Origin of the sequence: Pseudoalteromonas haloplanktis ATCC 14393 (assembly GCF_000238355.1) — a bacterium.
Lineage (GTDB): Bacteria > Pseudomonadota > Gammaproteobacteria > Enterobacterales > Alteromonadaceae > Pseudoalteromonas > Pseudoalteromonas haloplanktis.
The window spans coordinates 223,665-249,867 of sequence record NZ_AHCA01000002.1; the positions used below are offsets into that span (position 1 = coordinate 223,665).

The following is a 26,203-nucleotide window of genomic DNA, read 5'->3' on the forward strand; positions in this document are numbered from 1 at the left end:
TGTAAAAATCGCAAAAGCCCATCAATGATGGGCTTTGTGTTTACACTATGATTTAAAAGTTAGCAGTAAATGTCAGTGCCGCTGTACGCGGTGCGCCAATAAAGTAGGTAGAACCGTTACCGGTGCCACCGGCAAGATATTGTTTATCTGTTACATTCGTCACTGCAAACGCTATGTCGATTGATTTAAATGCGCCAGCATTTACTTCAGCGTAGTAGCCTGCATTAAAATCAATCACGGTATAACCATCAACCTCATTGCGAGCACGGGTTTGCTCATCCGTCCATGCACCTAAACGCTCTCCTGTGTATTTAGCTGAAATACCAAAACGGAAATCACCGCTGTAGTAGTCAGTAGAGAGTACAAACATATCGCTTGGCGCATCAATCACATCATCACCCGCTCTAAAGCTTGGTCCAGCACCATCAATGAGCTCACCATTTGCATATGAGCTTGGGTCGTCAGAAGCGTATTCAGAGCTATTGTTAGTGTATGACGTGTAGATATTCCACTCATTAGTTAACATATAGCTTGCTGATAATTCAAAACCTTGTGATTCAATACCACCCACATTAATGTACGAACCATTAGTGCCTATTGTGTAATCAATACCACTGGTATCACTGCCTGGTGCAATAAAAGTGATACGGTTTTCAAACTCAATTGAGTAAGCCGTTGCGGTCAGACTTAAACGGTCAGCGTTATAACGCACACCAAAATCAATATTTTCAGCAGTTTCCGGCTCAATATCAGTTAACGTTGAGCTGTCACGCTCAAGTACACCATCTTTAATTGCTGCAAAGTTTTCGCTGTAGCTAGTAAATAACTCGGTGCTACTATTAAGCTGATAAAGCACACCCGCGCTAAATAACACATCTGAGTCGCTATCTACTTTATCTGAGCTGATATCATTAAAGTGGTCGTACTTTTGTAATTCAACTAGGTATTGCTTAGCACCAATATTTAAAGTGAAATCCCCCAGCGCCATCGAGTCTTGTAGGTACCATTTGAACGTATCGGTATCAAAGGTGTTTTTGTACTGTGTCCAATATGGAGTGCTATCAAAATGATGATATACACGGGCATCAATCACTTTATGCCAATCACGGGATTCATCACGCTCAGATTGCTCATACCAAATACCCGCTTCAATATCATGCATACCAAGCGTTAATTGGTAGTTAGCAGTTAAGCCTAAACGGCTTTTATCATAATGGGTATGTCGATACGACATAACAGGCGTGGCATCAGCTGAGTAACAGGCGGGATTTAAGCCTGGGCCAGATTCCCACGGCCAACTTAAACTTTGTGTACAGCCGTCATTTGGCGCAAGAGGGTTACCGTCACTATCAACAAAACCATAGGAGCCTGCATTACTGCCGCCCTCTGTCGTTGGGTTACCATTTTCATCAACTGGAGAAGTTAAATAAGGCGGGATCCAATCACCTCGGCCTGAATTTTTATGGTAATACGGGCTGAATGTGAGCATTGATGAAGGCGAAATAGCATATTCAAATTTTAAGTAACCTAACGTATTTTCACGCAACGTGCCCCAACCTTCTGCAAACATCTGGTCAAAATGCGGGGTGCCTGTCCAGTTCCACGTAAGTTGATCCCAATCTGGCGTTTGTGCAAACTGCTCAAGGCTTACACTGTTGTAGTTGGTCTCGCTAACATCATCATAGGATAAACGCCCTGTCAGGGTTAAAGCATCAAAGTTTGATACAAACTTAACCTCAGCATGTTGGTTATCTTTACCACCATTGCTACCCTCACCTATCCAGCGGCTCGTATCAGTTTGCGAATAGCTTACATACGCTTGTGTATTATCAAAAATGGTGCCTGTTTCATGTTTAAAATAATAGCGTGAGGCATCATGATCACCATTGGTATAAGCAAAAGTGGTGCTTTTATCGAGACTTGGATCTTTACTAACAAAGTTAAATGTACCACCTAACGCCTCAAGTGATGCCGATGCGATGTCTGATGTACCTTGACCTACCTCAACTGTAGCAAGGTTTTCACTGTCGAGGTAACGATTCGCTTTTGCACCACCACCGTAATTTGAGCCACCATTTGGAATACCATCAACCGTCATACCTAGTTGTTGCTGATTACCGTCAATACTAAAACCACGCATAGTGATTGTTGTTGACCAATCATCACCACCAAACGCATCACCTTCGTTAATGCTTATGCCTGGCAAGTTATCAATCACCGCCAAAACACTTGATACCGAGCTTTGCTGCTCAATCATAGATTGTTCAATCACACTGTTAGCGTAACTGGTTGGTTTAGCCACTACAGTGACTTCTTCTATTTCATTATTGGCATAGCTGTTAGTTGAAAAAACCAACGCAATAGCGAGGCTTAAAGTTGATTGTTTTGTCAAAGTACGCATTATTGTCCCATTTGCAATTGTTATTTTGAATGCGGGCACAGTATGGCGGGAGTTTATGACAAAATAGGTCCAGAATATTGAAGGAATAATTAAAAAAATATAGAAATTTTATGGCAGTCTTAGCTTTTATTTGCGTTATTACGGGTTTGCGTAAAAGTAATCACTTCATTTCGTAACATGGCAGGAGCATATAACCAGCCTTGTGCGGTGGTGATCCCTAAGCTCTTCACCCACTGCTCTTCTGCGACTGTTTCTATTCCTTCTGCAACAACAGAAAAGCCAAGCTTGGCAAATAATTCTGTTACTTGTTGATAGAGGATCCGACCTGCATCTTGCTGGCATTGCAGTAAAAATTGGCGGTCTAATTTAACGTGTTTCACAGGAAAGTGTGTCAACATAGATAAACTTGAATACCCCGTCCCAAAATCATCCAACACAGTTTCGATATTATGCTCACGCAGCTTGTTTATATTCTGTGTCACGATGAGTTGTTGTTCAAGGTAACTGGATTCGACGATTTCAATTTTTACTTGTTCTGCAAATTCAACAAACAGCTGGCATATTTTATCAACCATTGCAGTGTTGGTAAGTACATCAGGATTAACATTAATACTGATATTGGGCTTAAAACCAACATTGCGCCACTGCGTTAAATCACGGGCCGCTTGCTTAATTACCCAGCCATCAATAATATCAGTTTGCTTGTGTAGGATCAGGGTATCTAAAAAATAAGGACCAGAGACACTTCCATCGTTATTATGTAACCGTAGCAAGGCTTCAAAACCACTCACTTGACCTGAGCTCAAATCTATTTGTGGCTGATAATATAAGGCTAGCCTTGCATTTGAAATAGTATTTAGCACAGTAGTCAGCTGAGCACTTGACAAATTCTGTGCTCTTTGTTGTTTAATAAAACGCTGCTCAGAGTTAGCCGCAAAGCCTTCGTTCACATTTAATTGGCTACTTAGTTTATTAAATGCCATTTGGTAATTATTTTTTTCACTGCTTAGCCGCAAAAACGGGTAATAAATACAGGCATTACACAGGATCAAAAACACTTGATATAAAGGCGCGGTTGCATCTGTACCAACCATAGCACCGTTGATAATCGTTGGTGTCATCCAACTAATGGCCACTTCCTGATACCCTATAACCCCACTTGATAGTAAAAAATAACTGACCAAAAAGTTAAAACATGGCACTAAAATAAAAGGCACTAGCAACATCGGGTTTAAAAATACCGGCAATGCAAATAAAATGATTTCACAGAAATTAAATAACGAAAACGGGATTGATATCTTTGCGATACTTTTTTCATGACTGCCATTTGGCAACAGAAACGCAGCGACAATTAAGCCAATAAAACAGCCAGTACCACCAATCAACACAAAGGTGTCGTAAAATGTTTTTGCTGTTAAACCCGGCACAATATCGTGTTGTAAAAACGGCTGCTCAAACATCATTGTATACGCATTATCACCATGTACACCAAAAAACCAAAAGCTGTGGACGATGATCATACGTTTAAATAATTGCATAGCTACACTGCTATCATCACCACTTGGGACAATATAAAGTAGAACCGATTGCACGCTCAATTCAATGAAGGGAACAATTAAATACAGAGCAAAAAACGCCAAGCTAAAAGGCACAATTAAAGATAGTTTTTCTTTTAAAAAGTCACTGAGCAATGGTAACTCGAGCCAGTGTTTAGGAGTCAATTTATACCCCAACATAAGCAAATAGCTGGTTAATGACGGCACTAAAACAGCATATGCCGACGCGCCCGCGCCATTGACAGCAAATTCGCCATTATTAAGCGCTAAAAAATCACTGTGCGTGCAAAACCCTACTAACGCTAGCATACTGCCAACCACTGCACTGTTACCTAAGTTTTTAGACAGGTGAAAGCCTACCGACAGTGCAACCATCAGCGGAAATAATACAGAAATGATATTTGAGCTGTGTTGTATAACGTTATACAAAAAATCGTTGGGAGATAAAAAAGCAAAATTAACAGCAAGGTTTAATACTAAAATGGCCAGTGCTGAACTTACAAAATACGGGATCAATGCAATGAATGCTTCACGTAGGGAAATAATATACCGTGATTGGGCAAACACAGAAAACAGTGTATTGAATTGCTTTTTAACCAACAAAGTAGTTCCAAAAGTTAAGTGCTGTTTTGGAGTATAATTTATTTATCCTAGAATTGTTAATTATTTAAAACAATGCCTTAACCTGCTTGATGCCGCTGTTGCTGCAAGCAAAAAAATACCACCGAGAAGCGGTGGTATTCATATAAATTAAATTTTTTATACCAATCGTGTTAAGTTACTGACCATTTATAGCGACAGGTAAATACAGTGATAACAAGGCATAAATTTTGACATGTAGTTGTTCTCGGCAATTGCTCCTGCATTGCTCTACCTCCTGCATCCATGCAGTCGTACATGAAAAATTTATAACGCAGTTAGCGCTTTATTTAGCCCGCTAGAATGGTTAAATATTTAAGTCGATTGGTATTAGTACTTAGATCAGTTCAGCTAGCATGCTTTCATCATATGCTACTAACTGTTCGTTATTAGCAATTTTGCTCACGTAATCAGGATTAGCAATAAATGGGCGGCCAATAGCGATTAAATCGAATTTATTACCATTGATCGCAGCTTTTGCAGTATCAAAGTCATAACTGCCCACTCCCACTAAGGTACCTTGATAATTAGCCCGTAAATACTCTGAGGTAGTTTTGTCTTCAAGGCTTGCAAAGCGCATGCTGTCATCAAAAATACCACCATGTAAATAAGCCAAATCACGAGTATTTAATTGTTTTAGTAGATAATCAAATACGGCTTTATCACGGCTATCTTCATCCATATTAAAGTAAGCACCAGGCGATAAACGCAGCGCCGTTTTATCTGCCCCAATGGCAGCAATAACAGCATCGACCACTGCTAATGCAAAACGCGACATATTCTCTGGTGTTTGGCCATATTCATCATTGCGCTGATTAGCAGCAAAGTGTAAAAACTGATCAATCAAATAGCCATTTGCACCGTGAATTTCTACGCCATCAAACCCTGCTTCAACTGCGTTTTCTGCCGCTTTTGCATAATCGGCAACTAAGCCTTGAATATCGTCAAGAGTTGCAGCCTTAGGTGTTTGATAGGTTAATTCACGCATCCGTGGTACAGAGCCTTCAACACCAATTGCTGATGGTGCTAACACTTCGCCATCAAAAAAGTGTGGATGTGCAACACGACCTACATGCCAAAGCTGCGCAAATATTTTACCGCCGTTAGCATGTACTGCCTCTGTTACTTTTTTCCAACCTTGAATTTGCTCGCTGGTAAATAACCCCGGCGTATTTGGGTAACCTTGCGCATCTGGGCGGATTATCGTGGCTTCGCTGATAATTAATCCGGCTTCTGCACGGCGTGCATAATAGTCAACCATCGCTTGGGTTGGTACTAAGTTATCGTCCGCCATACAGCGTGTTAAAGGCGCCATAAGTATGCGATTTTGTAATTCAATACTGTTATTAAGTTTAAATGGTTGCAGTAGATCGGTGGTCATTATTATCAATCCTTATCTTGAATGTATATTCAAGATAAGGGCGAAGCATAAAACATTCAAGTCTAATTTTGAATATTTGTTCAAGATTAAGTAAACTGCGTTCACCAGTTACCCTAAGAGAGCGCTATGAGAGTTGCCGAATTTGACCGCGAATATGTATTGCGCCAAGCGATGCTTGCTTTTATGCAATGTGGTTACGCGAAAACCAGCATGCAAAAATTAACGCAAGTAACGGCCCTCCATCCCGGTTCTTTATATGCTGCATTTGGTAATAAAAAAGGTATTTTTTTAGCCGCTATTGAGCAATATCAAGCTGATCGTAATCAACAATTCACGGCTCTTTTTTGTGATCAAATGCCGGTTTTGCCGAGTTTGCGCCTATATTTAGACTCCATCATTGCTGAATGTATCAGCGGTGATGCCATGAAAGTATGCTTACTCACTAAAAGTATAAGTGAAGTTGAAGGGCAAGATCTGCAAATAAGCCAAGCGCTGATGGCAAATTTAAACGCCTACGAAAATGCCCTTGCCATACAATTTAAGCGGGCTATTGAACAAGGTGAAATAGCCAATACACGCACTGGTGAACAACTTGCTCGTTTTTTAACTATGGGTTTGTATGGCCTAAGAACTTACGCACTAACTAACCGCTGTGAACACGATTTGCAACAGTTAGCAAATGATTTATACCACGCAATCTGTAATTAATTTTAAACTAATCGACATAATGTCATATTAGTCAATATACTAAGACTAAAGCCATTCAAGAGAGAGCCGAGCAATGAGTAATGCAATTTTAGCAGCATCTGAGAAGTTTGAGACAATCTTAAATTTAGGAGCAAAAAAAAGACTCGCCTTTATGTTTGAAACCGTGCAAGAGTTCAAACAAGTGTGGATACTAAATGACGAAGATGGCTGTGTAATGCTTGCCAACGAAGATGATGATTGTGTTCCAGTATGGCCAGAGCGTATTTACGCCGAAGCATGGGCTACTGGTGAATGGGAAAACTGCACAGCAAAAGCCATTCCATTAAAAGATTGGCAATCACGTTGGACACCAGGCCTTGAGCAAGACGACCTACTCATTGCCGTATTCCCCACTGAAGAAGACGACGGCACCATTTTATTTCCTGATGAATTTGATAGCCAACTTAAAGCACCTAAAAAACGCTATTAATCATACAACCGTATAAAGCAAAAAAGCGACCCAAGGTCGCTTTTTTTGAATCTAATGGCGGGAGGGAGGGATTCGAACCCTCGTTAGGGATTAACCTAAACACACTTTCCAGGCGTGCGCCTTCAGCCACTCAGCCACCTCACCGCAAGCGTTAATTTATAACGCGACGTAATAGTATGTAATCACGCTCAGTGGTGCAAGGTGTTTTTCCCTTTTGCCAATTAACTGCTTAGTAAACAAACAAAAAAGGCCGCTGAGAGCAATATCAGCGGCCTTATCTTTATAACCAAGTTTAGCGCTTAAGTGACGCTGAGAAATCAAGCATGCGATTAAGCGACTTGAGTGCGCCTTCACGAAGGTCCATATCTACAAACACTTCTTTGCCAGTTGCATCTAATAACGCTTCCTCAATCGCTTTGAGGCCGTTCATTGCCATCCATGGGCAATGCGCACAACTTTTACAGGTTGCGCCCTCACCTGCTGTTGGTGCGGCTACAAATTCTTTATCTGGGCAAAGCTGCTGCATTTTATAAAAAATGCCGCGGTCGGTGGCCACAATAAACTTTTTGTTATCCATTGTTTGCGCAGCTTTAATTAATTGACTGGTTGAACCGACTGCATCAGCTAGAGCAACAATTTCGGCTGGTGATTCTGGGTGCACTAATACACCCGCATCTGGATACAGCGCTTTCATGTCTTTTAAGGCTTTGGTTTTGAACTCGTCATGTACGATACATGCGCCATTCCACATGATCATATCAGCCCCAGTATTCTTTTGAATATAGGCGCCTAAGTGTTTATCTGGGCCCCAGATGATTTTTTCGCCCATTTCATCTAAGTGTTCAACAATCTCAAGCGCACACGATGAGGTGACGATCCAATCGGCACGTGCTTTAACAGCTGTTGATGTATTAGCATACACAACCACTTTACGATCAGGGTATTGATCGCAAAATGCAGAAAACTCGTCAATCGGGCAACCAATGTCTAGTGAGCAGGTTGCAGCAAGCGTTGGCATAACGACAGTTTTATTCGGGGTTAAAATTTTAGCTGTTTCACCCATAAAGCGCACACCCGCGACAATGATCATGTCAGCATCGTGTTTAGCGCCAAAGCGCGCCATTTCTAACGAGTCAGCAACACAACCGCCCGTTTCTTCCGCAAGTGCTTGAATTTCAGGATCAGTATAATAATGGGCAACCAATACAGCATTCTTATCAATCAATAGTTGTTTGATACGTGCTTTGTATTGCGCTTGCTCATCAACGTTCAACGGAGCTGGCTTAGGAGGAAAGATATAACCTTCAGGCATAATAGTTTGAGCTAAACTCATTTCTCGACCACTTAAATCTACAGTGCATTTATGGGGCGAATTATACGAGAATATAAAACTAAATAACAGTAGTGCTCATAAATACCACTCGACTTAACTATTAAACCATTTAAGCGGGCTAAATAAAGCGCTAACAACGTTAGTAATTTTTTATGTACGACTGCATGGATGCAGGAGGTAGAGCAATGCAGGAGCAATTGCAGAGAACACTAATTTATATTTTAGCAGTGAGCTCATTAATTGTGCCGAATGAAACTTATGAAATACAAGGAGAGTAACTTTACGCAAAGAGGAAATACCAAATGGTGGGTCATGATGGACTTGAACCATCGACCAATGGATTAAAAGTCCACTGCTCTACCAACTGAGCTAATGACCCGCTCTGGTGCTTGTAAAAGCCTACGTAGATCCGCCGATTAAAACCATTCTGTACACTGTAAAGAATGGTGGGTCATGATGGACTTGAACCATCGACCAATGGATTAAAAGTCCACTGCTCTACCAACTGAGCTAATGACCCGCTCTGATGCTTGTAAAAGCCTACGTAGATCCGCCGATTGAAACCATTCAACTTATAGCATAAAGCCAAATAAAGAATGGTGGGTCATGATGGACTTGAACCATCGACCAATGGATTAAAAGTCCACTGCTCTACCAACTGAGCTAATGACCCGCTCTGGTGCTTGTAAAAGCCTGCGTAAATCCGCCGATTGAAACCATTCAACTTATAGCATGAAGCCAAATAAAGAATGGTGGGTCATGATGGACTTGAACCATCGACCAATGGATTAAAAGTCCACTGCTCTACCAACTGAGCTAATGACCCGCTCTGGTGCTTATAAAAGCGTGCGTAAATCCGCCGATTGAAAGCATTCAACTCTTAGCATAAAGCCAAATAAAGAATGGTGGGTCATGATGGACTTGAACCATCGACCAATGGATTAAAAGTCCACTGCTCTACCAACTGAGCTAATGACCCGCTCTGGTGCTTTTAAAAGCGTGCGTAAATCCGCCGATTGAAACCATTCAACTCTTAGCATAAAGCCAAATAAAGAATGGTGGGTCATGATGGACTTGAACCATCGACCAATGGATTAAAAGTCCACTGCTCTACCAACTGAGCTAATGACCCGCTCTGGTGCTTATAAAAGCCTGCGTAAATCCGCCGATTGAAACCATTCAACTTATAGCATAAAGCCGAATAAAGAATGGTGGGTCATGATGGACTTGAACCATCGACCAATGGATTAAAAGTCCACTGCTCTACCAATTGAGCTAATGACCCGCTCTTTTTGCCGCAATTTGAGTGGTTGAACCATTCGTTTGCTGCGGGCGCTTATAATACTTATTTAAAAAATGAGTGCAACAGAAAATGTCTCTTTTTTTAAGTTTTTATGTCTAGTTGACCAATTTTAGACCGCTTATGACAAAAAGCAGTCTAATCAAGCTGATTCTACATTTTTGCAATGCGATCAGTGGCCAACTTTGCAGCAGTTGTACTTGGGTATTGATTGATCAAATCACTCAACGTTTTTAATGCTTGCTCAGCTAAACCTTGTTCTTGTAACAAAGTACCAAGCTTCAACATTGCATCAGGACGTTTATTTGAATTTGGAAATTCATTGACAACAACTTTAAAGTGTTCCGACGCTTTTACTGGATCATTTTTAATTGTCAGTAATTGCCCTAACCAATAATGAGCGTTTGATGCATACACAGAGTTTGGGTACGTTGTTAAAAAGGTTTGAAACTCTGGAATTGCCTGATCGTAACGCTTGTCTTTCATTATTAATGCTACTGCGCGCTCGTAAGCTTCATTCTCGGACAGATCTGAGCTAATTGCTTGCGATGGAACAGGGTCTGCATATTGATCAGCACTGGATGCACTAGGTTGTGAATAAGCTTGGCTAACACGATTTTCAATTTCTTGATAAAGCTCGCGCTGACGCTGTAACACTTTTTCTAGTTTATAGGTTTGCTCTTCGGTGATCCCACGAACTTGGCTCACTTCATCTTGCAGTACATTAAGCTGTTGTTGTAACTCAACTTGTAACAAGTTACGCGACTGCATCATGTTTTCAAGGGCAGCAAGGCGTTTTTCTATACTCGATTGTGAACTCGCAGCTTCTGAAACAGGAGCGGGAGCAGCCCAAACGTGGGTGCTCCCGCTCAATATCATGGCTGCCAAAATAATTTTCGGCTTCATAATGTCTCTAATCTTAGTAAACTAGTACCGCACGGCGGTTTTTAGCGAAAGCAGATTCAGTACGTGATTTAACCATTGGCTTTTCTTCACCATAGCTCACTACTGACATTTGGCTTGCTGAAACACCTAAGCTTTGTAGGTATTTTTCAACTGCTTGGCCACGGTGCTCACCAAGAGCAATATTGTACTCAGGTGTACCACGTTCATCAGCATGACCTTCAATTAATACTTTAACTGATGGGTTTTTAACTAAAAACTCTGCGTGTGCACGAAGTAATTCACCGTACTGACCTTGAATTGTTGCTTTATCAAAATCAAAGTAAATAATTTGTTCTTTACGTAATTCGTCATACTTCTGACGAAGTTCTTCTTGTGCTTGTTGCTCTGGCGTCAATGTAGCCACTTCAACTGTATCAGTATTCGCTGTTTGCTCTACAGTTGCTTGATTTGATTGATTTGCTGCACCTTCATCGATATCTGAAGATGAGCTACAAGCTGCTAGTGTCATAACTGGCACAGCAATTAGCAGGCCTTTAAGTATTTTATTAAGTTGCATTGAGTAGATTCCTATATTGAGTAAACCAGCAAATATTATTGTAAATAAGGCGACCACGCAGGTGCCTTTACTTGTCCATTTAGCACAGGTAACCGTGCTTTAAAGCGACCGTCCATTGATACTAGCGCTAGTACCTGCTTATTATTATGAAGCGTGCTATAAATGATCATCGAACCGTTTGGCGCTATGCTCGGTGATTCATCTAGGCGCGTTCGCGTTAACACTTGAAATGCGCCTGTAGCCAGCTCTTTCTTAGCGAGATGGTACTGCCCGTTGGTACGGTTAACCATCACTAATTCTTTGCCATCAGGGGTAACTGAACCTGCTAGATTCATGTCACCGTCAAAGGTCATTCGTTGTGACCTACCTGTTTGTAAATTTAACTTATAAATCTGAGCATTACCACCCCTTTCAGAGGTAAACACGATATCTTGACCATTAGGATGCCAAGACGGTTCAGTATCTATACTACGGTGGTTAGTCAAACGGGTTTCTTTACGTGTTGCTAAGTCTAGCATATACACTTCTGTTGCGCCGTTTCTGTCCTTTGATAGTACCAAAAGTAATTTTTTGCCGTCTGGCGAAAACTGCGGTGCACCGTTAATACCTTGATGGCTAGTGATTAACTCACGTTTGCCTGAGTATAAATCTTGGATATAAATTTGGCTTTGACGATTCTCAAATGTTACATACGCAAGCTTGGTACCATCAGGTGACCACGCTGGTGACATCAATGGCTCTTGCGAGCGCAACAATACTTGCTCGTTAAAACCATCATAGTCGGCTACCACTAGCTGATACGGCTTAGGTTCATCATCACGCACGATAACATACGCAATTTTAGTTAAAAATGCGCCACGTTCACCAGTGAGTTTTTCATAAATAACATCACTAATGCGGTGTGCATAACGTCTAAAGCCAGTATCACTAATTACACTCTCGCGTGCTTCTTGAATATGATCTTGGCTTTTAATTAGCTTGCCATTGCTCATCATTTGCGTTTCGCCGCCAGTGATTTGACCACGAATAACATCAACCAACTCATAACGCACTAAGTAACGGCCATCAGTTTGTTGTTCAACTTCACCTACTAAAATAGCTTCAACACCTTTATTTACCCATGCAGCATAGTCAACGTCTGCATCTTTACTAGGCAACTGCGGCATCTCATTTACATCAATTGGTTTAAACTTTCCGCTGCGCATTAAATCAGCAGCAATTACAGTGCTGAGCTTTTGCGGAATTGGCCCAACACCCTTGTATTTAAATGGCACAATAGCAATAGGCCGTGCTCCATCAATACCCTCTGTGATGACTATTTCAAGTGCTGCATTGGCAACACCAGCAAAGCCTAAAACGAAAATTAAACAAACTGTTTTCAACTTGTTGAACATACCATTCCTTTAAAATTGTGGCTTAATTGTTAAGTTAATATTTTTTAATTGCTCAAACACATCTTTATCTTTAGAAACTGGCAGCGTATCAGCCATACGCACCGCTCTAAGCGCCGCTTCACATACTAACTTATCACCGCCTAATGATTTAACCTGCGTTACCAAGCCATTAAAGCCTAGACGTATATTGACACGACATTGTTGATTTTTCATTTTTTCATCGATTAATAAGTTTTGCTGGATCCGCGCCATTATTAATGCTTTGTATTTATCAACCTCAGTGCCAACTTGTTGTTGACGAACTTTATTACGTGCAGCTTGCTCTGACGCTAGCTGTTCTTGCAACATTTGTTCTTGTAATGCTTTTTGACGCGCGGCTTCAGCAGCTTCTGCACGCTCTTTAGCTTCTTGCTCTTGACGCTTGCGCTCTGCTTCCGCCTTTTTAAGTGCTTCTTCTTCAGCTTTGCGTTTTTCAGCAGCCGCTTTCGCAGCGAGTTCAGCTTGCTCTTTTTGCTTTTCAGCTTGCTGTGCTTTTTCACGTTCTTTTTGCTCAATTTCGCGGGCTTTTTTCGCCTGTGCTTGTGCTTGTGCGGTTTCTTTCTCTTTCGCGCGACGCTCTTGCTCTAATTTTTTAATTCGTCTATCTTCTGCTTCACGTTGCTTACGAGCATCCGATGCACGGCGCTCTAAATCACGAATACGTTTATCTTCAGCACGTTTTTTATCATCTTCTTGACGTTTTAACTCAGCAATCTTTTGCTCAACCATTTTTTGGTCAACAGTCACCGCTGACACCGCGTTCTCAGCCTCAGGCATGGCAGTATTTAATGTTACTTCCATTACTGAAGGTGCTGAAGTATGAAAATTTGCAGTGCCAATTAGCACGCCTATAATCGCAAGGTGCAACAACACTGATTTTACTACTGAAGCACCCATACTATTTTTTATTCCCTTCAAATGATTCAGTCATTAAACCTACCGAAGGTACGCCTGCGTTTTTCAAAAAGTCCATTAGTAACAATACCTCTTGGTACGATACTTTGCCTGATCCTTTGATCATTACTGGCGTTTCTGGATTTTTCATTAATTGTAATTTGATCACTGCAGCAACATCTAAAGCTTCCATAGGCTCCTCAGGATCAGTACCAATGCTTACATAGTACTTACCTTGCGAATCAATAGAGGCAATAATTGGCGGTGTATCTTTAGTATCAACTAAATCTGATTCTTCCATTTTTGGTAAATCAACTTTAACACCGTGAGTGATCAAAGGCGCTGTTGCCATAAAGATGATCAATAATACCAACATTACATCTATATAAGGAACTACGTTTATCTCTGCAACAGGACGACGTTTCTTACGCTGATACATTCGCTTTTGCCTCTATTTGTGTAGCTGCTTGACGGTGTAAAATATTCGCGAACTCTTCCATAAAGTTAATGTAGTGAGACTCAAGTTTTTCAACTTTGTTAGCAAAGCGGTTATAGGCAATTACAGCTGGGATTGCTGCAAATAGACCCATTGCTGTAGCTATCAACGCCTCGGCAATGCCTGGTGCTACCATCTGTAAGGTTGCTTGCTTAACTTCACCCAGCGCGATAAAGGCATTCATTATGCCCCACACAGTACCAAATAAACCAATATAAGGGCTAATAGAGCCAACCGTTGCCAAAAACGATAAGCTTGATTCTAGTTTTTCAATTTCACGAGATAAAGCCACACGCATTGAGCGGTGTGTACCTTCCATTACAATACTGGCACTTTGAAACGATGTTTTTTTATGGCGTGCAAATTCTTTAAAGCCAGCAATAAACAATGCTTCTATACCACTTGAATTACCACTGCGTGACGATATTTCGTTGTAAAGTTTACTTAAATCGATGCCAGACCAAAACTTTTGTTCAAAACGTTTTGCTTGTGTTAACGCATCAGAAATAGCTTTCTTACGTTGAAAAATTATTGCCCATGACATGACTGACATTGCAACGAGTGCCAACATTACCAACTGCACAAGAAAACTTGCTTCTAGAATTAAATCTAAAAAATTAAGCCCTGAACCCACATTAAACTCCTAATAAGATTTCTTGTAAAAATACCATTTCTTTATACGCTAGCTATCAGACCAACAGGTTGGCCTAAAGTTGCAACTAGTGTATCTATTCAGCTCGTTACTGACAACGCTATTGCTGTGAATTAGCAACAAAAAACGTTGAAAAGCAGGTCTGCAACTTTTTATTTAGCTAAATCAGCCAACGCAATTCAAGCTCTATTTCCAACGACCTAGATAAATATTCTGGCACGGTGCGTATTTATCAACAAAAACTCTATAAAACACTGCGTTTATTCACTATGTGTGCATAACCACGCAAAAGCACCATTTAAAGTTTAAAACAGGACAGTTTAACTAATCCGTTTAAAAACCAACCAACTAAATAAAGTTTCATAAATTCAACAAACTAATAACTTTCTGTGAATTTTATGAACACAAATAAAGAAAACAAAAAAGTCTAGCTATTAGTTTTTTTTATCTGAAAATTAAATTTTTCTAGTTTGAACAAAAAACAACTATTGCGTATTATTCTCACATACCGAGCTAGCGCAGTAATGAATACTTCATGAAGCCCAGTTCTTTGCAATATGAATCTGATTTTTCGTATTGCTAAGCTTAAAGTCCTCTTGATAAAACTTGATGAGTTTAAGCTGTGTTCCCTAGATTACTTCCTTCAACTTGTTGTTTGCCCGCATCTTTATGCGGGCTTTTTTTTTGCCCTAAATAAAAGCTAAGCGCCGCGCTATGTGGGATACAATATCGTTTACAAACTTAACAGCATGTGAATTATATTTGTTACAACAACTAAATACCTATGTACATAGGCTAAGCGGTTAAAAAGACAACTATAGGTGGCTATACATGCGCGTATAACCACTGGAAGTGAGATTTACTGTTGCTTTGCTAATAAGCCAAAGTGATGGTAAGCGTTATCAGACACAATCCGCCCGCGTGGAGTTCGCTGTATGAAACCTTGCTGGATCAAGTATGGTTCAATCACATCTTCGATGGTTTCTTTTTCTTCACCGATGGCGGCTGCTAAGTTATCTAAGCCTACAGGGCCACCCATAAATTTTTCTATGATGGCAAGCAAGTATTTACGATCCATGTAGTCAAAACCACTTTTATCAACATCAATCATGTTCAGCGCCTGCTCTGCTACTTCAGCATTAACAGTTCCATCTGATTTTACTTGCGTGTAATCACGTACTCGACGCAATAATCGATTTGCAATACGCGGAGTGCCACGAGAGCGTTTCGCTATTTCAGCTGCGCCATCATCACACATTTGTAAATTTAAATAATGTGCTGAACGCCCTACTATGGTTGAGAGATCAGCAACAGAATAAAATTCTAAGCGCTGCACAATACCAAAGCGATCTCTCAGCGGTGATGTTAACGAGCCTGCCCGCGTAGTGGCGCCAATGAGTGTAAAGGCAGGTAAATCAAGCTTGATTGACCGTGCTGCAGGGCCTTCACCAATCATTAAATCAAGTTGGTAATCTTCCATGGCAGGATATAAAATCTCTTCAACTTGAGGACTAAGTCTGTGTATTTCATCTATAAACAGTACATCACCTTCTTCAAGATTGGTAAGTAGCGCGGCTAAGTCCCCTGCTTTTTCAAGTACCGGGCCTGATGTGGTTTTAATACTGACATTCAGCTCGTTCGCAACAATATTCGCCAAGGTGGTTTTACCTAACCCTGGAGGGCCAAATATTAATAAATGATCGAGTGCTTCACCACGGGTTCGAGCCGCCTCTATAAATATTTCCATTTGCTGTTTAACATGGGGCTGACCTGTGTAATCGGCTAATAGTTTTGGCCGTATAGCGCGATCAACAACATCTTCATTACTTTGTTCTGTCGCATCAATTAAACGATCCGCTTCAATCATGGTTTACTCACAACATTGATTTTAAAGATTCTTTAATAAGAACCTCTGTAGACATATCAGGTTTGGCTACTGATTTTACTGTTTTTTGTGCTTGCGCCAATTTATAACCCAATGACACTAAGGCCGAAACCGCGTCATCTGCCGCATTATTTGCGATCAACGTATCGGCAGCAGGCTCTATCACCGCATTATCACTAAATGGCGTGAATAAGTCATTACCCCAATCTTTCAATCGATCTTTCATTTCTAGTACTAAGCGCTCAGCGGTTTTTTTGCCAACTCCAGGGAGCTTAACTAAGCTTGTGGCATCTTCATTATTCACGCAGTTCACAAATTGTTTAGCAGACATACCAGACAAAATCGCTAAACCGAGTTTAGGCCCTACGCCGTTCGCTTTTAATAACTCTCTAAATAATGCGCGTTCAGTTTTATTATTAAAACCAAACAATAATTGTGCGTCTTCTCTCACTACAAAATGCGTATATACAATGGCCTGCTCGCCAATATTAGGCAGATCATAAAAGCAGGTCATTGGCATATTTACTTCATAACCCACTCCACTTACTTCAAGTAAGATTTCTGGCGGTTGTTTTTCGACTAAAATGCCATTTAAGCGACCTATCATGTTATTTCCTTAATCGTCCTCTAACGGTTTTACTGGCACTGCCCGCTAGTTTTATTAAATTTTGATCTGAATGAGCATGGCATATTGCAATTGCCAATGCATCGGCGGCGTCTGCTTGCGGGGTACCGGGCAATTTTAAAATATTTTTAACCATGTGCTGTACTTGGCTTTTATCGGCACCACCATTACCCACTACGGCTTGTTTTATTTGCCGCGCAGAATACTCAAAAACGGGCAGTTCTGCGATAGCTGCGCCTACTATTGCCGCACCACGGGCTTGCCCCAGTTTTAATGCTGAATCTGGGTTATGCGCCATAAACACTTTTTCGATAGCGAAGTGATCCGGCGAAAATTGCTCAATCAGTTGACTAACACCTTGGTAAATCATTTTTAATCGAATGGGAAAATCATGATCAGCCAATTTAATACAGCCACTACCTAAATAAGTAAATTTAGCCCCTTGATGGGCAATTACCCCATAACCAGTTAAACGCGAGCCAGGATCAATCCCTAAAATAATAGCCAATACGTGCCCAATCAGTATAAATAAATAATTAATTGCAGTAATAATGCCAGAGCACTGTATAAATTACCAGTGCAAAAAAGCCCGTAAAAACGGGCTTGTTCAATTGCTAACCTGTTAGGCTAAAGAGCGCAGCAAACCTTGAGTATTTTTACGCATGGTTCGGGCTATCATGAAGTAACCTAGAGATGCTACAAACATGCCCCCTACTATTGGCCCAATTAACCAAATATGTGGGTGCAGCTTACCGGCTAAATCGAACATCTCACGTTGCACGATTAATAAGGCAACATCGCTAACCAACGCAGCTACGAAGCCTGCTGCGCTGCCGAGTAATAAAAATTCATACAAGGTCGCATTTTTTATTAACCGTCCTTTTGCCCCTAAGGTACGCAATATAACAATTTCTTGCATCCGCTCACCCAAGCTTGCTTGTACTTGTGAGATCAATACTAAGCCGCCGCACAACACCACAATCGCTAATACAAAACCAATTGCTAGGGATACTTGCGAAATAGTTGAGCGTATTTGAGTGACAAAACTATCTACGTCGATGGCGTTGATGGTTGGGTAACTACGTAATAATTGACTAAAGTCGCGTTTTTGCTCGGCATTAATTCGTACCGATGAAATATAGGTTGCCGGAAAATCCGCTAAAACATCAGGACTTAAAATAATAAAGAAGTTAGGCTTTAGCGTTGCCCAATTCACTTTACGAACACTGGTAATTTTGGCATCAAACGACTGTGCACCGATTAAAAAGGTCAAGGTATCACCAAGTTTTACATCTAAGCGTTCAAGCATAGACTCTTCTATTGACGCCTCCGCGGTCGCGTTATCAGCAAACCACTTACCATCAATGATCTCATTTTGTGCAGGCGCTTGCTCAAGCCAAGTAAGATTAAGCTCGCGACCTATACCTGAGCGGGCTTCTTCGTCTTTCTTTTCGTTATCTTGTAATGACACTTCACGGGCAACCAGTTCGCCATTCACTGCGTTTACACGCCCTCGCACAGTTGGATAAAAGTCAGACACCTGAATGTTCTTTTGTTCTAAAAACGCATTAACATCTGGTAATTCTGTTTCAGTGATATTAACCAAAAAGGCATTTGGCGCGTCGCTAGGTAGTTGCGACTGCCAATCCGCGATCATATCATTTTTAAGTACCACTAAAAATAACAGCAGTTTTATAGCAAGTGAAAAACTGATCAACTGCACCGCATTGGCATTGGCACGTTTTTGAATAGAGGCAATCGCAAGTGACCAGCTACTACCTGGACGCAGGCCTAACTTACGACCACCACCGAAGATCAACCGCGAGAGCAAAAATAAGATAGCGATTAAAATCAACGTTGATACAAATAAAATAGCGGTGATTTTTAAGTTATTACTAAATAGCCACATGAGTAAAAATACCGTCACAGCCGACATGCCTAAATGCACTTTACTCACTAACAACTTATCGCCCAAGTTACGGCGTAATACTCTAAGCGGTGGAATATCAAATAAGTCTAATAACGGTTTGATTGAAAACATCACGGCACATATTACACCTGTGCTGATCGCGACAAACCAAGGTTTTAAACCCGCCGCTGGCAAAGTGTTATTCATTGATTTTGCCAAATAGCCAGTGGCAATTTCTTGTAAGCCATAACCAATTGCTAAACCAAGGATCACCGATAAACCACACACTAAAGATAAGTGCAGTAAGTAGATTTTGCGGATCATCGCGCGGCTACCACCGAGCGTTTTCATCATCGCAACAGGGTCATATTGGCGCTCACAATAACGTTTAGCCGACACCGCAATGGCCACTGCCGCTAAAATAATCCCTAATAACCCCGCGAGTAATAAAAAACTTTCAGCGCGGTTTAAGCTATTAGCAATAGGCGATTGTCTGTCTTTTACTCCGTACCATTGCTGGTTTTCTTTTATTTGTGGCTTTAGCCACCCATAAAAGTCGCTAATATCACCTTCATCGCCGCTGTACAATTGACGGTAAAAAACACGGCTGCCAGGTTGAATAACTTCGGTTTTTTCTACGTCTTGATTGTTTAACAACACACGACGACTGCTCGAAAAAATATTAAATGGCGCATCCGGCTCTTCAACTAGCACTTTTTCGATATTAAATTGTGCAGCCCCTAGCTCAACGGTATCACCCACTTTTACATTTAACGCATAAAATACCGATTCACTGAACCACACATTACCCACCGATGGTCCCTGCGTAGCAACTTCTATCTCACCAGTTAAACTACTTTTGACTTTAAGTTCACCTTTTAGTGGGTAATGCTCCGATACTGCCTTCACTGAGCTTAATTGCATTTCATCATTAGCAAATAACATAGTATCAAAGTAAGTTAACTGCGCGGTTTGCAAATTATACTCGCTGGCTTTCGTTAAATACTCATCGGGTAGCACATGATTACTTGCCAACACACGATCAGCAGCAATAAAGGCACTGCTTTTTTGCGCAATGCTTTGCCCTATTCGGTCAGTTACCATAGAAAGTGTTAATACCGTCAATACCGCCAGCGATATTGCCGCACAGATCACCGTGAGTTCACCACGGCGAAACTCACGACTAAATAATTTTAACGCTAATTTAGCCCACATTCGCCACAGCCTCATTGGTATTTTTAACTAATTGCCCCGCTTCAATTTGCAAAACATGCTGACATTTCGCAGCCAGCGCTTCGTCATGGGTGACTAACACTAAGGTAGTGCCGTGCATTTTATTAAGGTCGAATAACAATGATTCTATTAATTTACCATTTTTGCTATCAAGGTTAGCGGACGGCTCATCTGCGAATAATATTTTGGGCGTGCCAATAAATGCTCGAGCAATAGCAACACGTTGTTGCTCGCCACCAGAGAGTTGCGATGGGTAATGCTCAACACGATGACTCAAGCCCACTTTTTCAAGTAACTCAAGTGCCTGCTGTTTGGCATTTTTTTCGCCTGCAAGCTCAGCAGGTAGCATTACGTTTTCAAGTGCGGTTAAACTCTGCACTAACATGAAAGATTGAAATACAAAACCCACTTTAGCTGCTCTGAGTGCTGCACGTGCTTCTTCATCAAGTTCATGCAATGGCTCGCCGTCTAAATAAATTGAACCTTGCGTTGACTGATCCAGACCTGCTAGTAAACTAAGTAAGGTTGACTTGCCAGAGCCAGATGTACCAACCACCGCCACTGAATCCCCAGACTTGACATTAAAGGTGATGTCGCTGAGGATGGGCAAATCCCCTTCAAGGGTAGTAACCGTTTTTGAAAGATCTTTAACCTGAATAATATTTAATTGAGATAGCGCTGACATATGATGTATTCAATCCTACGTTTTATATTCGTTTTACTGTTAGTAATCAAACCACTTACTGCAGCAGCTGACAACACAATTTTAATTTTAGGAGACAGTTTAAGTGCCGCCTACGGGTTAAAACAAGAACAAGGCTGGGTTCAGTTGTTACAAGATAAATATGATGCTGAACAAGCATCTATACAACTGATCAATGCCAGTATCAGTGGCGAAACCACCGGTGGCGCACTGCGTCGTTTAGACGCTCTACTCAATGAATTTCAACCTAGCCATGTACTTATCGAGCTCGGTGGTAACGACGGCCTACGTGGCTTTCCAATTAAACGGCTGAAAGAAAACCTAACAAGTTTAGTCAATAAGAGCAAACAAGCCGATGCCAAAGTAGCAATTATGGAAATACACATTCCACCTAACTATGGACCACGTTATACCGGGCAATTTACCGCAAGTTTTGCCACTATTGCTGATGAAACCGATAGCCATTTAATGCCGTTTTTCGTGCTTGATATCGCTGCAGATAAAAACCTAATGCAAAACGACAACATACACCCTAACAAAACTGCTCAACCTATGCTACGAGATACGATGTATAAATCGATCAATGACTGGATAAACTAACCGCAGAAAATTTATTTCGCTTAGTACGTTTAATAAATGTTCAAATAAACAAAAGCTTATTGATTTTTGAAAAAATATACGTACTATTGCTTGCAACGTCGGTATGTAGCGCAGCTTGGTAGCGCACTGTCATGGGGTGGCAGGGGTCGAGAGTTCGAATCTCTCCATACCGACCATTTATCTCCCTTAAATATCCTGCACTTACACTAAATTGAAAGCTAACTTCTAAAACCCATTTGGATACGCTTTGTAATTCACGTTTTCATATGTCTTTTTAGTTTTTACTTAAACTGACAAAACCATGACTGAGTTAATTAGTCTTTAACTGCTCAACATCTTTCTCAGCAGGCATCTCATACAGTTGTTTATACCAATCGTGTTAAGTTACTGACCATTTATAGCGACAGATAAATGACGTGATAACAAGGCGTAAATTTTGACATGTAGTTGTTCTACATGAAAAATTATAACGCAGTTAGCGCTTTATTTAGCTCGCTAGAATGGTTAAATATTTAAGTCGATTGGTATTATACTCTCTATTAAGCTCGGAGGGACTACCATACCTACACTGTAGCCTACTTACTCTGGGATCATTTTTCCACCGGCATTAACCGTCGAGTTCTTGGGGATAAAGTCAATTTAAGTATTGATAGGGCTGTTCTCAGTTCGTATTCTGAATTTTCTATAAAAAATAGAGCGACTCACTACATGAAAATAGAGAGCCGAATAGATATCCAGTTACGCTCTAACACAGCAGTTTAGCTGTGTATTTGGGAGTCTTTTTTACTTTAAGATATACCACGCGGTGACTATCAGGGTTGAGGCGAGCGCTAAGCTTGCAAGTAAGTCAATTTCGCCATCAACAAGCAAAGCGGCAACTATGCCTGTTATAGAAAGTATAAATAAGATAATTGGCAACTTGAAAATTTGCCAAAGAGAAAGCTGTTTGGCCATCAGTAAGCTACTCCGCACTTTTTTTACTGGTTGTATTAAAATTAGTTTTTTTATTCTTTTGATACCAAAGGTACAGCCCACTGCCTAGAATAATAATGGTGATGATATCAAGTATTGCCCATAATATTTTAAGAAATAATCCCCCATAGTCTCCAAAATGCAGTGGCCTTGATAAAGAGAGTACTTTGCCATACCAAGGCATTTCAGTTAGTCCAATTACGTCACCATTAGTTGCATCAACCAATACAGGAGTAATAAGCTCCTTTGTTAATGGCGTATTGCCATGCAAGAAAATGGCGTAATGCTGATTACTTGAAAATTTACTACCAGGGAAGGCAACAAACTGTAAGGTCATATTTGGTGCGATTAACTTGGCTTGTTTAACGGCCTCAGTTAATGAAGCGCTAGGCTCAACAATAGCTCCACCTTGGTGCTCAGACAACAACTGCTTTAAATTATTATCCCTCCAAGTATCTAAAATGGGTTCTTCAAGTGTATTAATAACCCCAGTTACCCCCACAACTAACACCCAAGCAACAGTAACAATTCCAAATAAATTATGGTAATCCAACCACTTATGCCGTGTTGATTTATGTCGGCGTATTGTTCCAAAATTAAGTTTGCGCATATATTGACGGTATATAACTACGCCGCTAATAGTTGATATTACAAATAAAACACCCATTGCCCCTAGAAACAACATACCGGGTAAACCTAAGAACATATCGGTATGTAATTGTAAAATAAACTCCATCACAGATTCGCCCACATCTGATGGCGGTACTAACTCACCACTGGTTAGATCATAGGAAGCGAAATGCATCTCACTGCTCGGCGCATCTGCTGTTGGGCCACTTGTTATATTAATGACCGGGCGCAGAATATCAAAACTCATATAAATAGCTTGCTCACCTTCACGATTCGTAAGGGCTATCTCAAGTATTTCATCTAGGGTTAAATGCTCTGCTTGTGGGTATTTAGGTTGCCATACATCGGGGTTTAACGCTTCATCAATTTCATCATGAAAGATCAGTGGCAAACCCGTTATGCACAACATCAATAAGAAAAGTGTGCAAATCAAGCTCGTCCATTTATGCACTAATTCCCATACTTTTACTGTAGATGCCCGCATTTATATAAACCTAATGAAATAAAAATCTAATAATATCATGATACGAATTCAATAAAATATTACTTTAATATAATTACTCTAATTTGAGAAAAGAGATGGATGGTAGTTCACAAAATGTAATATGCCCTATTCAGCGTAAACGGAAATAGGGCATATTACAGGAGTTATTAAAAGGAATAATTAAAGCTCAGATTATAGTTTTTAGGAACGCCGTAGCGATATTGATCACGTGAAGCGACTCGACTGTAATATTCTTCATCGAGCAGGTTATTAACATTTAGCTGTACTTGCATATTGCTATTAATATCGTAACGAGCCATAAAGTTAACTAACGCGTAAGCGCCCTGCTCTACACTTTGTCCATAGGTTTTGCTCTGCCAATTAATGCCGCCGCCAATAGTTAAATCAGGGTGTAAACTAATTAGTCTATAGGTTGTAAATAATTTAAACTGCTTGCGTGGCATTTGAGTATTCACTTTCACATCATCAGCATCTTCAGCTTCGAACTGAGAATAACCAGCGTTAATATTCCAACCATCTACAGGCTGCCCTACAACCTCAAATTCAAAACCTGTACTTGTTGCACCTTCTGCTGCACGTTGCGCTTGTGAATTTACAGTGCCAGGAATTATGTAGCCAGGATCCGCTTGCGCTACATTATCTTGCTCAATTGTATACAGCGCAAGATTGGTATGAAACATATCATCTAAGAAGCTGCTTTTAAGACCCGCTTCATAACTTTTACCTTCAATTGGCGCTAAAAAGTCACCATTTCGGTTTTGAGCACTTTGCGGTTTAAATATTTCTGTGTAACTAATATACACACGGTGGTTTTGCGTTAAATCATAAAGAGCACCAGTATATGGAATGAAAACACCCGTATCGCCAAATTCAGTGTCAACACTGTAGTTGCTTCCTTTGCGCTCCCAGCTGGCTATTCGCCCACCGACAATGACTTTAAATGAATCACTCATCGATAGCCTAGTAGCACCATACAGTCCTTTTTGCTCGGTATCCATGTCTACATCGACTATCTCTTCATCGCCCCAAGTTGGCTCTGCAAAACTGCCATCCCATTCAAAAAAGTTACCTACATCCGCAATATCACCAAGCGTTTCGTAAGATGTCGAGACAGTAGATTGATTGCTATATAAAGCACCTAGTACAAATTCATGTTGTTGTGAAAAAAACGAATAATCACCTTTCAACTGAAAATCAATACTATCTTGATCGCTGTCGCCTTTACTTTTATAAAGAGAGCTACCGAGCCCTTCGCCCGTTTCTTTATCAACAGTACCCCATAAATAAACTAGCTTTGACTCCTTCATATATTTGATTTTGTTGTAGTTAGCAACTAATTCCCAACCATTACTAAGTACATGGTTTAAATTAACGAACAAATTAGTGTTCTCTGTATCCCACTCACTCCAGTCTGTAGCTGTCGTTTTAGATATTTCCCAATCAGTTTTTGTACCATCTGTATAAAAACCTGGGAGATTACCCCAGGTTGGTGAAGTAGGCGTATTCTTTTGATAACTTCCACCAAAACGTATGAGCGTATTTTCGGTTAAGTCAGCTTCAATAACTCCGTACAAGACTTTAGTTTCATCTTGGTATAAATCCATGTGGGAGTCGCTTTCTTCATATTTCGCCACTACCCGACCACGAACTGAACCAGAGTCATTCAGGCCTGTAGCTATATCAGCTTTGATCTCTCTGTTGTCCCAGCTACCAATTGCGGCACTCACATTTCCTGTTAGTTCAGTACTTGTTGCATGCTTTCTAACTAGGTTAATCGATGCAGACGGATCACCAACGCCAGTGAGTAAGCCCGTAGCGCCTCTAACAAACTCAACACGTTCGTAAATGGAAACATCGCTGATTGTTTCACCCGAATTAGCAGCCAGGCTCCACGCTATTGGCACTTCATCTATTTGGTAGTTACTAATTTCAAAACCACGAGAACTTAAATTATTTCTTACATTATCAAATGCTTCAGATGACACACCTACAGCGCTGTTAACAGTATCGATTATTGTATCAAGTGCCTGATCTTGAATTTGCTGTTTGGTAATAACAGTAACTGATTGCGGTGTTTCACGCAGAGTTAAACCTAAGCCCGTCGCAGTATCAACGACTTCATTCACTGTAAATGAACCAGTAACAGTAATTGTTTCAAGGCTGTCTTTTTCTGCCGATTTTATTGTGGTTGAGTCTTGAGCTAAAATCGGTGATGAAGTGACTATTAAAGAAATAGCAACGGATAAAGGTAATAATTTAAATGAATTAAGCATCTACATACTTTCCTAGAGGAAAAAGCAATTAGTTTAATTAACCAACTAATTAAAGAACAAAAGAATTAGGGGCGGCATGTTAATACAAATGGTTTCCATTATCAACGTATAGATGTGTAAATAGTGCAAACAAAAGCGCTCTAA

At 40.6% G+C, this 26,203-nt stretch carries 21 protein-coding genes and 9 tRNA genes; 4 read left to right on the forward strand and 26 right to left on the reverse strand.

The window, feature by feature from the left end:
- Nucleotides 1-52 precede the first annotated feature (52 nt).
- The 3 genes from PHAL_RS0105165 to PHAL_RS0105175 form a co-directional block, all read right to left on the reverse strand.
- Nucleotides 53-2,401, reverse strand: a complete 2,349-nt coding sequence (locus PHAL_RS0105165) for a TonB-dependent receptor domain-containing protein (protein WP_016707361.1) — start codon at nt 2,399-2,401, stop codon at nt 53-55.
- Nucleotides 2,402-2,520: 119 nt separating this feature from the next.
- Nucleotides 2,521-4,560: an EAL domain-containing protein gene (locus PHAL_RS0105170; protein WP_016707362.1), complete on the reverse strand. Its 2,040-nt coding sequence runs from the start codon at nt 4,558-4,560 to the stop codon at nt 2,521-2,523.
- Between the two features lie 373 nt (nt 4,561-4,933).
- Nucleotides 4,934-5,977, reverse strand: coding sequence for an alkene reductase (locus tag PHAL_RS0105175; protein ID WP_016707363.1), 1,044 nt, complete (start codon nt 5,975-5,977; stop codon nt 4,934-4,936).
- A 126-nt stretch (nt 5,978-6,103) separates the two neighbouring features.
- Between PHAL_RS0105175 and PHAL_RS0105180 the strand changes: the two genes are divergently transcribed.
- Nucleotides 6,104-6,685, forward strand: coding sequence for a TetR/AcrR family transcriptional regulator (locus tag PHAL_RS0105180; protein WP_016707364.1), 582 nt, complete (start codon nt 6,104-6,106; stop codon nt 6,683-6,685).
- A 73-nt stretch (nt 6,686-6,758) separates the two neighbouring features.
- Nucleotides 6,759-7,154 carry a DUF2750 domain-containing protein gene (locus tag PHAL_RS0105185; RefSeq protein ID WP_016707365.1) on the forward strand — a complete coding sequence of 132 codons (396 nt, stop codon included), beginning with the start codon at nt 6,759-6,761 and terminating at the stop codon, nt 7,152-7,154.
- 55 nt (nt 7,155-7,209) lie between these two features.
- On the opposite strand, the gene PHAL_RS0105190 is transcribed toward PHAL_RS0105185, so the two are convergent.
- The 20 genes from PHAL_RS0105190 to PHAL_RS0105285 form a co-directional block, all read right to left on the reverse strand.
- Nucleotides 7,210-7,298, reverse strand: a tRNA-Ser gene (locus PHAL_RS0105190).
- A gap of 148 nt (nt 7,299-7,446) precedes the next feature.
- A complete protein-coding gene (nadA, locus tag PHAL_RS0105195; RefSeq protein WP_016707366.1) occupies nt 7,447-8,487 on the reverse strand; it encodes a quinolinate synthase NadA in 1,041 nt (346 codons plus the stop codon).
- Between the two features lie 303 nt (nt 8,488-8,790).
- A tRNA-Lys gene (locus PHAL_RS0105200) sits at nt 8,791-8,866 on the reverse strand.
- 65 nt (nt 8,867-8,931) lie between these two features.
- Nucleotides 8,932-9,007 (reverse strand) — tRNA-Lys (locus PHAL_RS0105205).
- A 77-nt stretch (nt 9,008-9,084) separates the two neighbouring features.
- Nucleotides 9,085-9,160, reverse strand: a tRNA-Lys gene (locus PHAL_RS0105210).
- 77 nt (nt 9,161-9,237) lie between these two features.
- Nucleotides 9,238-9,313: transfer RNA gene (locus PHAL_RS0105215), tRNA-Lys, on the reverse strand.
- A gap of 77 nt (nt 9,314-9,390) precedes the next feature.
- Nucleotides 9,391-9,466, reverse strand: a tRNA-Lys gene (locus PHAL_RS0105220).
- A 77-nt stretch (nt 9,467-9,543) separates the two neighbouring features.
- Nucleotides 9,544-9,619: transfer RNA gene (locus PHAL_RS0105225), tRNA-Lys, on the reverse strand.
- Between the two features lie 77 nt (nt 9,620-9,696).
- A tRNA-Lys gene (locus PHAL_RS0105230) sits at nt 9,697-9,772 on the reverse strand.
- Between the two features lie 168 nt (nt 9,773-9,940).
- Nucleotides 9,941-10,693, reverse strand: coding sequence for a tol-pal system protein YbgF (gene ybgF, locus PHAL_RS0105235; RefSeq protein ID WP_016707367.1), 753 nt, complete (start codon nt 10,691-10,693; stop codon nt 9,941-9,943).
- Between the two features lie 13 nt (nt 10,694-10,706).
- Complete coding sequence (gene pal / locus PHAL_RS0105240; protein WP_016707368.1) at nt 10,707-11,249, reverse strand: peptidoglycan-associated lipoprotein Pal; 543 nt, start codon at nt 11,247-11,249, stop codon at nt 10,707-10,709.
- A 35-nt stretch (nt 11,250-11,284) separates the two neighbouring features.
- Nucleotides 11,285-12,643, reverse strand: coding sequence for a Tol-Pal system beta propeller repeat protein TolB (gene tolB / locus PHAL_RS0105245; protein WP_016707369.1), 1,359 nt, complete (start codon nt 12,641-12,643; stop codon nt 11,285-11,287).
- 9 nt (nt 12,644-12,652) lie between these two features.
- Nucleotides 12,653-13,579 (reverse strand): cell envelope integrity protein TolA, encoded by a 927-nt coding sequence (gene tolA / locus PHAL_RS0105250; RefSeq protein ID WP_016707370.1) that lies wholly within the window; start codon nt 13,577-13,579, stop codon nt 12,653-12,655.
- Nucleotide 13,580: 1 nt separating this feature from the next.
- Nucleotides 13,581-14,015 carry a protein TolR gene (gene tolR, locus PHAL_RS0105255; RefSeq protein WP_016707371.1) on the reverse strand — a complete coding sequence of 145 codons (435 nt, stop codon included), beginning with the start codon at nt 14,013-14,015 and terminating at the stop codon, nt 13,581-13,583.
- Nucleotides 14,002-14,706, reverse strand: coding sequence for a protein TolQ (tolQ, locus tag PHAL_RS0105260; RefSeq protein ID WP_016707372.1), 705 nt, complete (start codon nt 14,704-14,706; stop codon nt 14,002-14,004). The genes tolR and tolQ overlap by 14 nt, the downstream gene beginning before the upstream one ends.
- An 877-nt stretch (nt 14,707-15,583) precedes the next feature.
- Nucleotides 15,584-16,591 (reverse strand): Holliday junction branch migration DNA helicase RuvB, encoded by a 1,008-nt coding sequence (gene ruvB, locus PHAL_RS0105265; protein WP_016707373.1) that lies wholly within the window; start codon nt 16,589-16,591, stop codon nt 15,584-15,586.
- 7 nt (nt 16,592-16,598) lie between these two features.
- Complete coding sequence (gene ruvA / locus PHAL_RS0105270) at nt 16,599-17,216, reverse strand: Holliday junction branch migration protein RuvA (RefSeq protein ID WP_016707374.1); 618 nt, start codon at nt 17,214-17,216, stop codon at nt 16,599-16,601.
- Nucleotide 17,217: 1 nt separating this feature from the next.
- On the reverse strand, nt 17,218-17,742 hold the full coding sequence (ruvC, locus tag PHAL_RS0105275; RefSeq protein ID WP_016707375.1) for a crossover junction endodeoxyribonuclease RuvC: 525 nt from the start codon (nt 17,740-17,742) through the stop codon (nt 17,218-17,220).
- A gap of 114 nt (nt 17,743-17,856) precedes the next feature.
- A complete protein-coding gene (locus tag PHAL_RS0105280; protein ID WP_016707376.1) occupies nt 17,857-20,358 on the reverse strand; it encodes an ABC transporter permease in 2,502 nt (833 codons plus the stop codon).
- Nucleotides 20,348-21,061, reverse strand: coding sequence for an ABC transporter ATP-binding protein (locus PHAL_RS0105285; RefSeq protein WP_016707377.1), 714 nt, complete (start codon nt 21,059-21,061; stop codon nt 20,348-20,350). The genes PHAL_RS0105280 and PHAL_RS0105285 overlap by 11 nt, the downstream gene beginning before the upstream one ends.
- On the opposite strand from PHAL_RS0105285, the gene PHAL_RS0105290 reads away from it, so the two are divergent.
- Nucleotides 21,062-21,679, forward strand: a complete 618-nt coding sequence (locus tag PHAL_RS0105290) for an arylesterase (protein WP_016707378.1) — start codon at nt 21,062-21,064, stop codon at nt 21,677-21,679. It abuts the gene before it with no gap.
- A gap of 99 nt (nt 21,680-21,778) precedes the next feature.
- Nucleotides 21,779-21,855 (forward strand) — tRNA-Pro (locus PHAL_RS0105295).
- A gap of 607 nt (nt 21,856-22,462) precedes the next feature.
- On the opposite strand, the gene PHAL_RS24360 is transcribed toward PHAL_RS0105295, so the two are convergent.
- The 3 genes from PHAL_RS24360 to PHAL_RS0105310 all read right to left on the reverse strand — a co-directional run bounded on the left by PHAL_RS24360 (nt 22,463) and on the right by PHAL_RS0105310 (nt 26,059).
- On the reverse strand, nt 22,463-22,633 hold the full coding sequence (locus PHAL_RS24360; protein WP_016707379.1) for a hypothetical protein: 171 nt from the start codon (nt 22,631-22,633) through the stop codon (nt 22,463-22,465).
- Nucleotides 22,634-22,640: 7 nt separating this feature from the next.
- Nucleotides 22,641-23,765, reverse strand: a complete 1,125-nt coding sequence (locus PHAL_RS0105305) for a PepSY-associated TM helix domain-containing protein (RefSeq protein ID WP_016707380.1) — start codon at nt 23,763-23,765, stop codon at nt 22,641-22,643.
- Nucleotides 23,766-23,932: 167 nt separating this feature from the next.
- Nucleotides 23,933-26,059 (reverse strand): TonB-dependent siderophore receptor, encoded by a 2,127-nt coding sequence (locus PHAL_RS0105310; RefSeq protein ID WP_016707381.1) that lies wholly within the window; start codon nt 26,057-26,059, stop codon nt 23,933-23,935.
- Between the last annotated feature and the right edge of the window lie 144 nt (nt 26,060-26,203).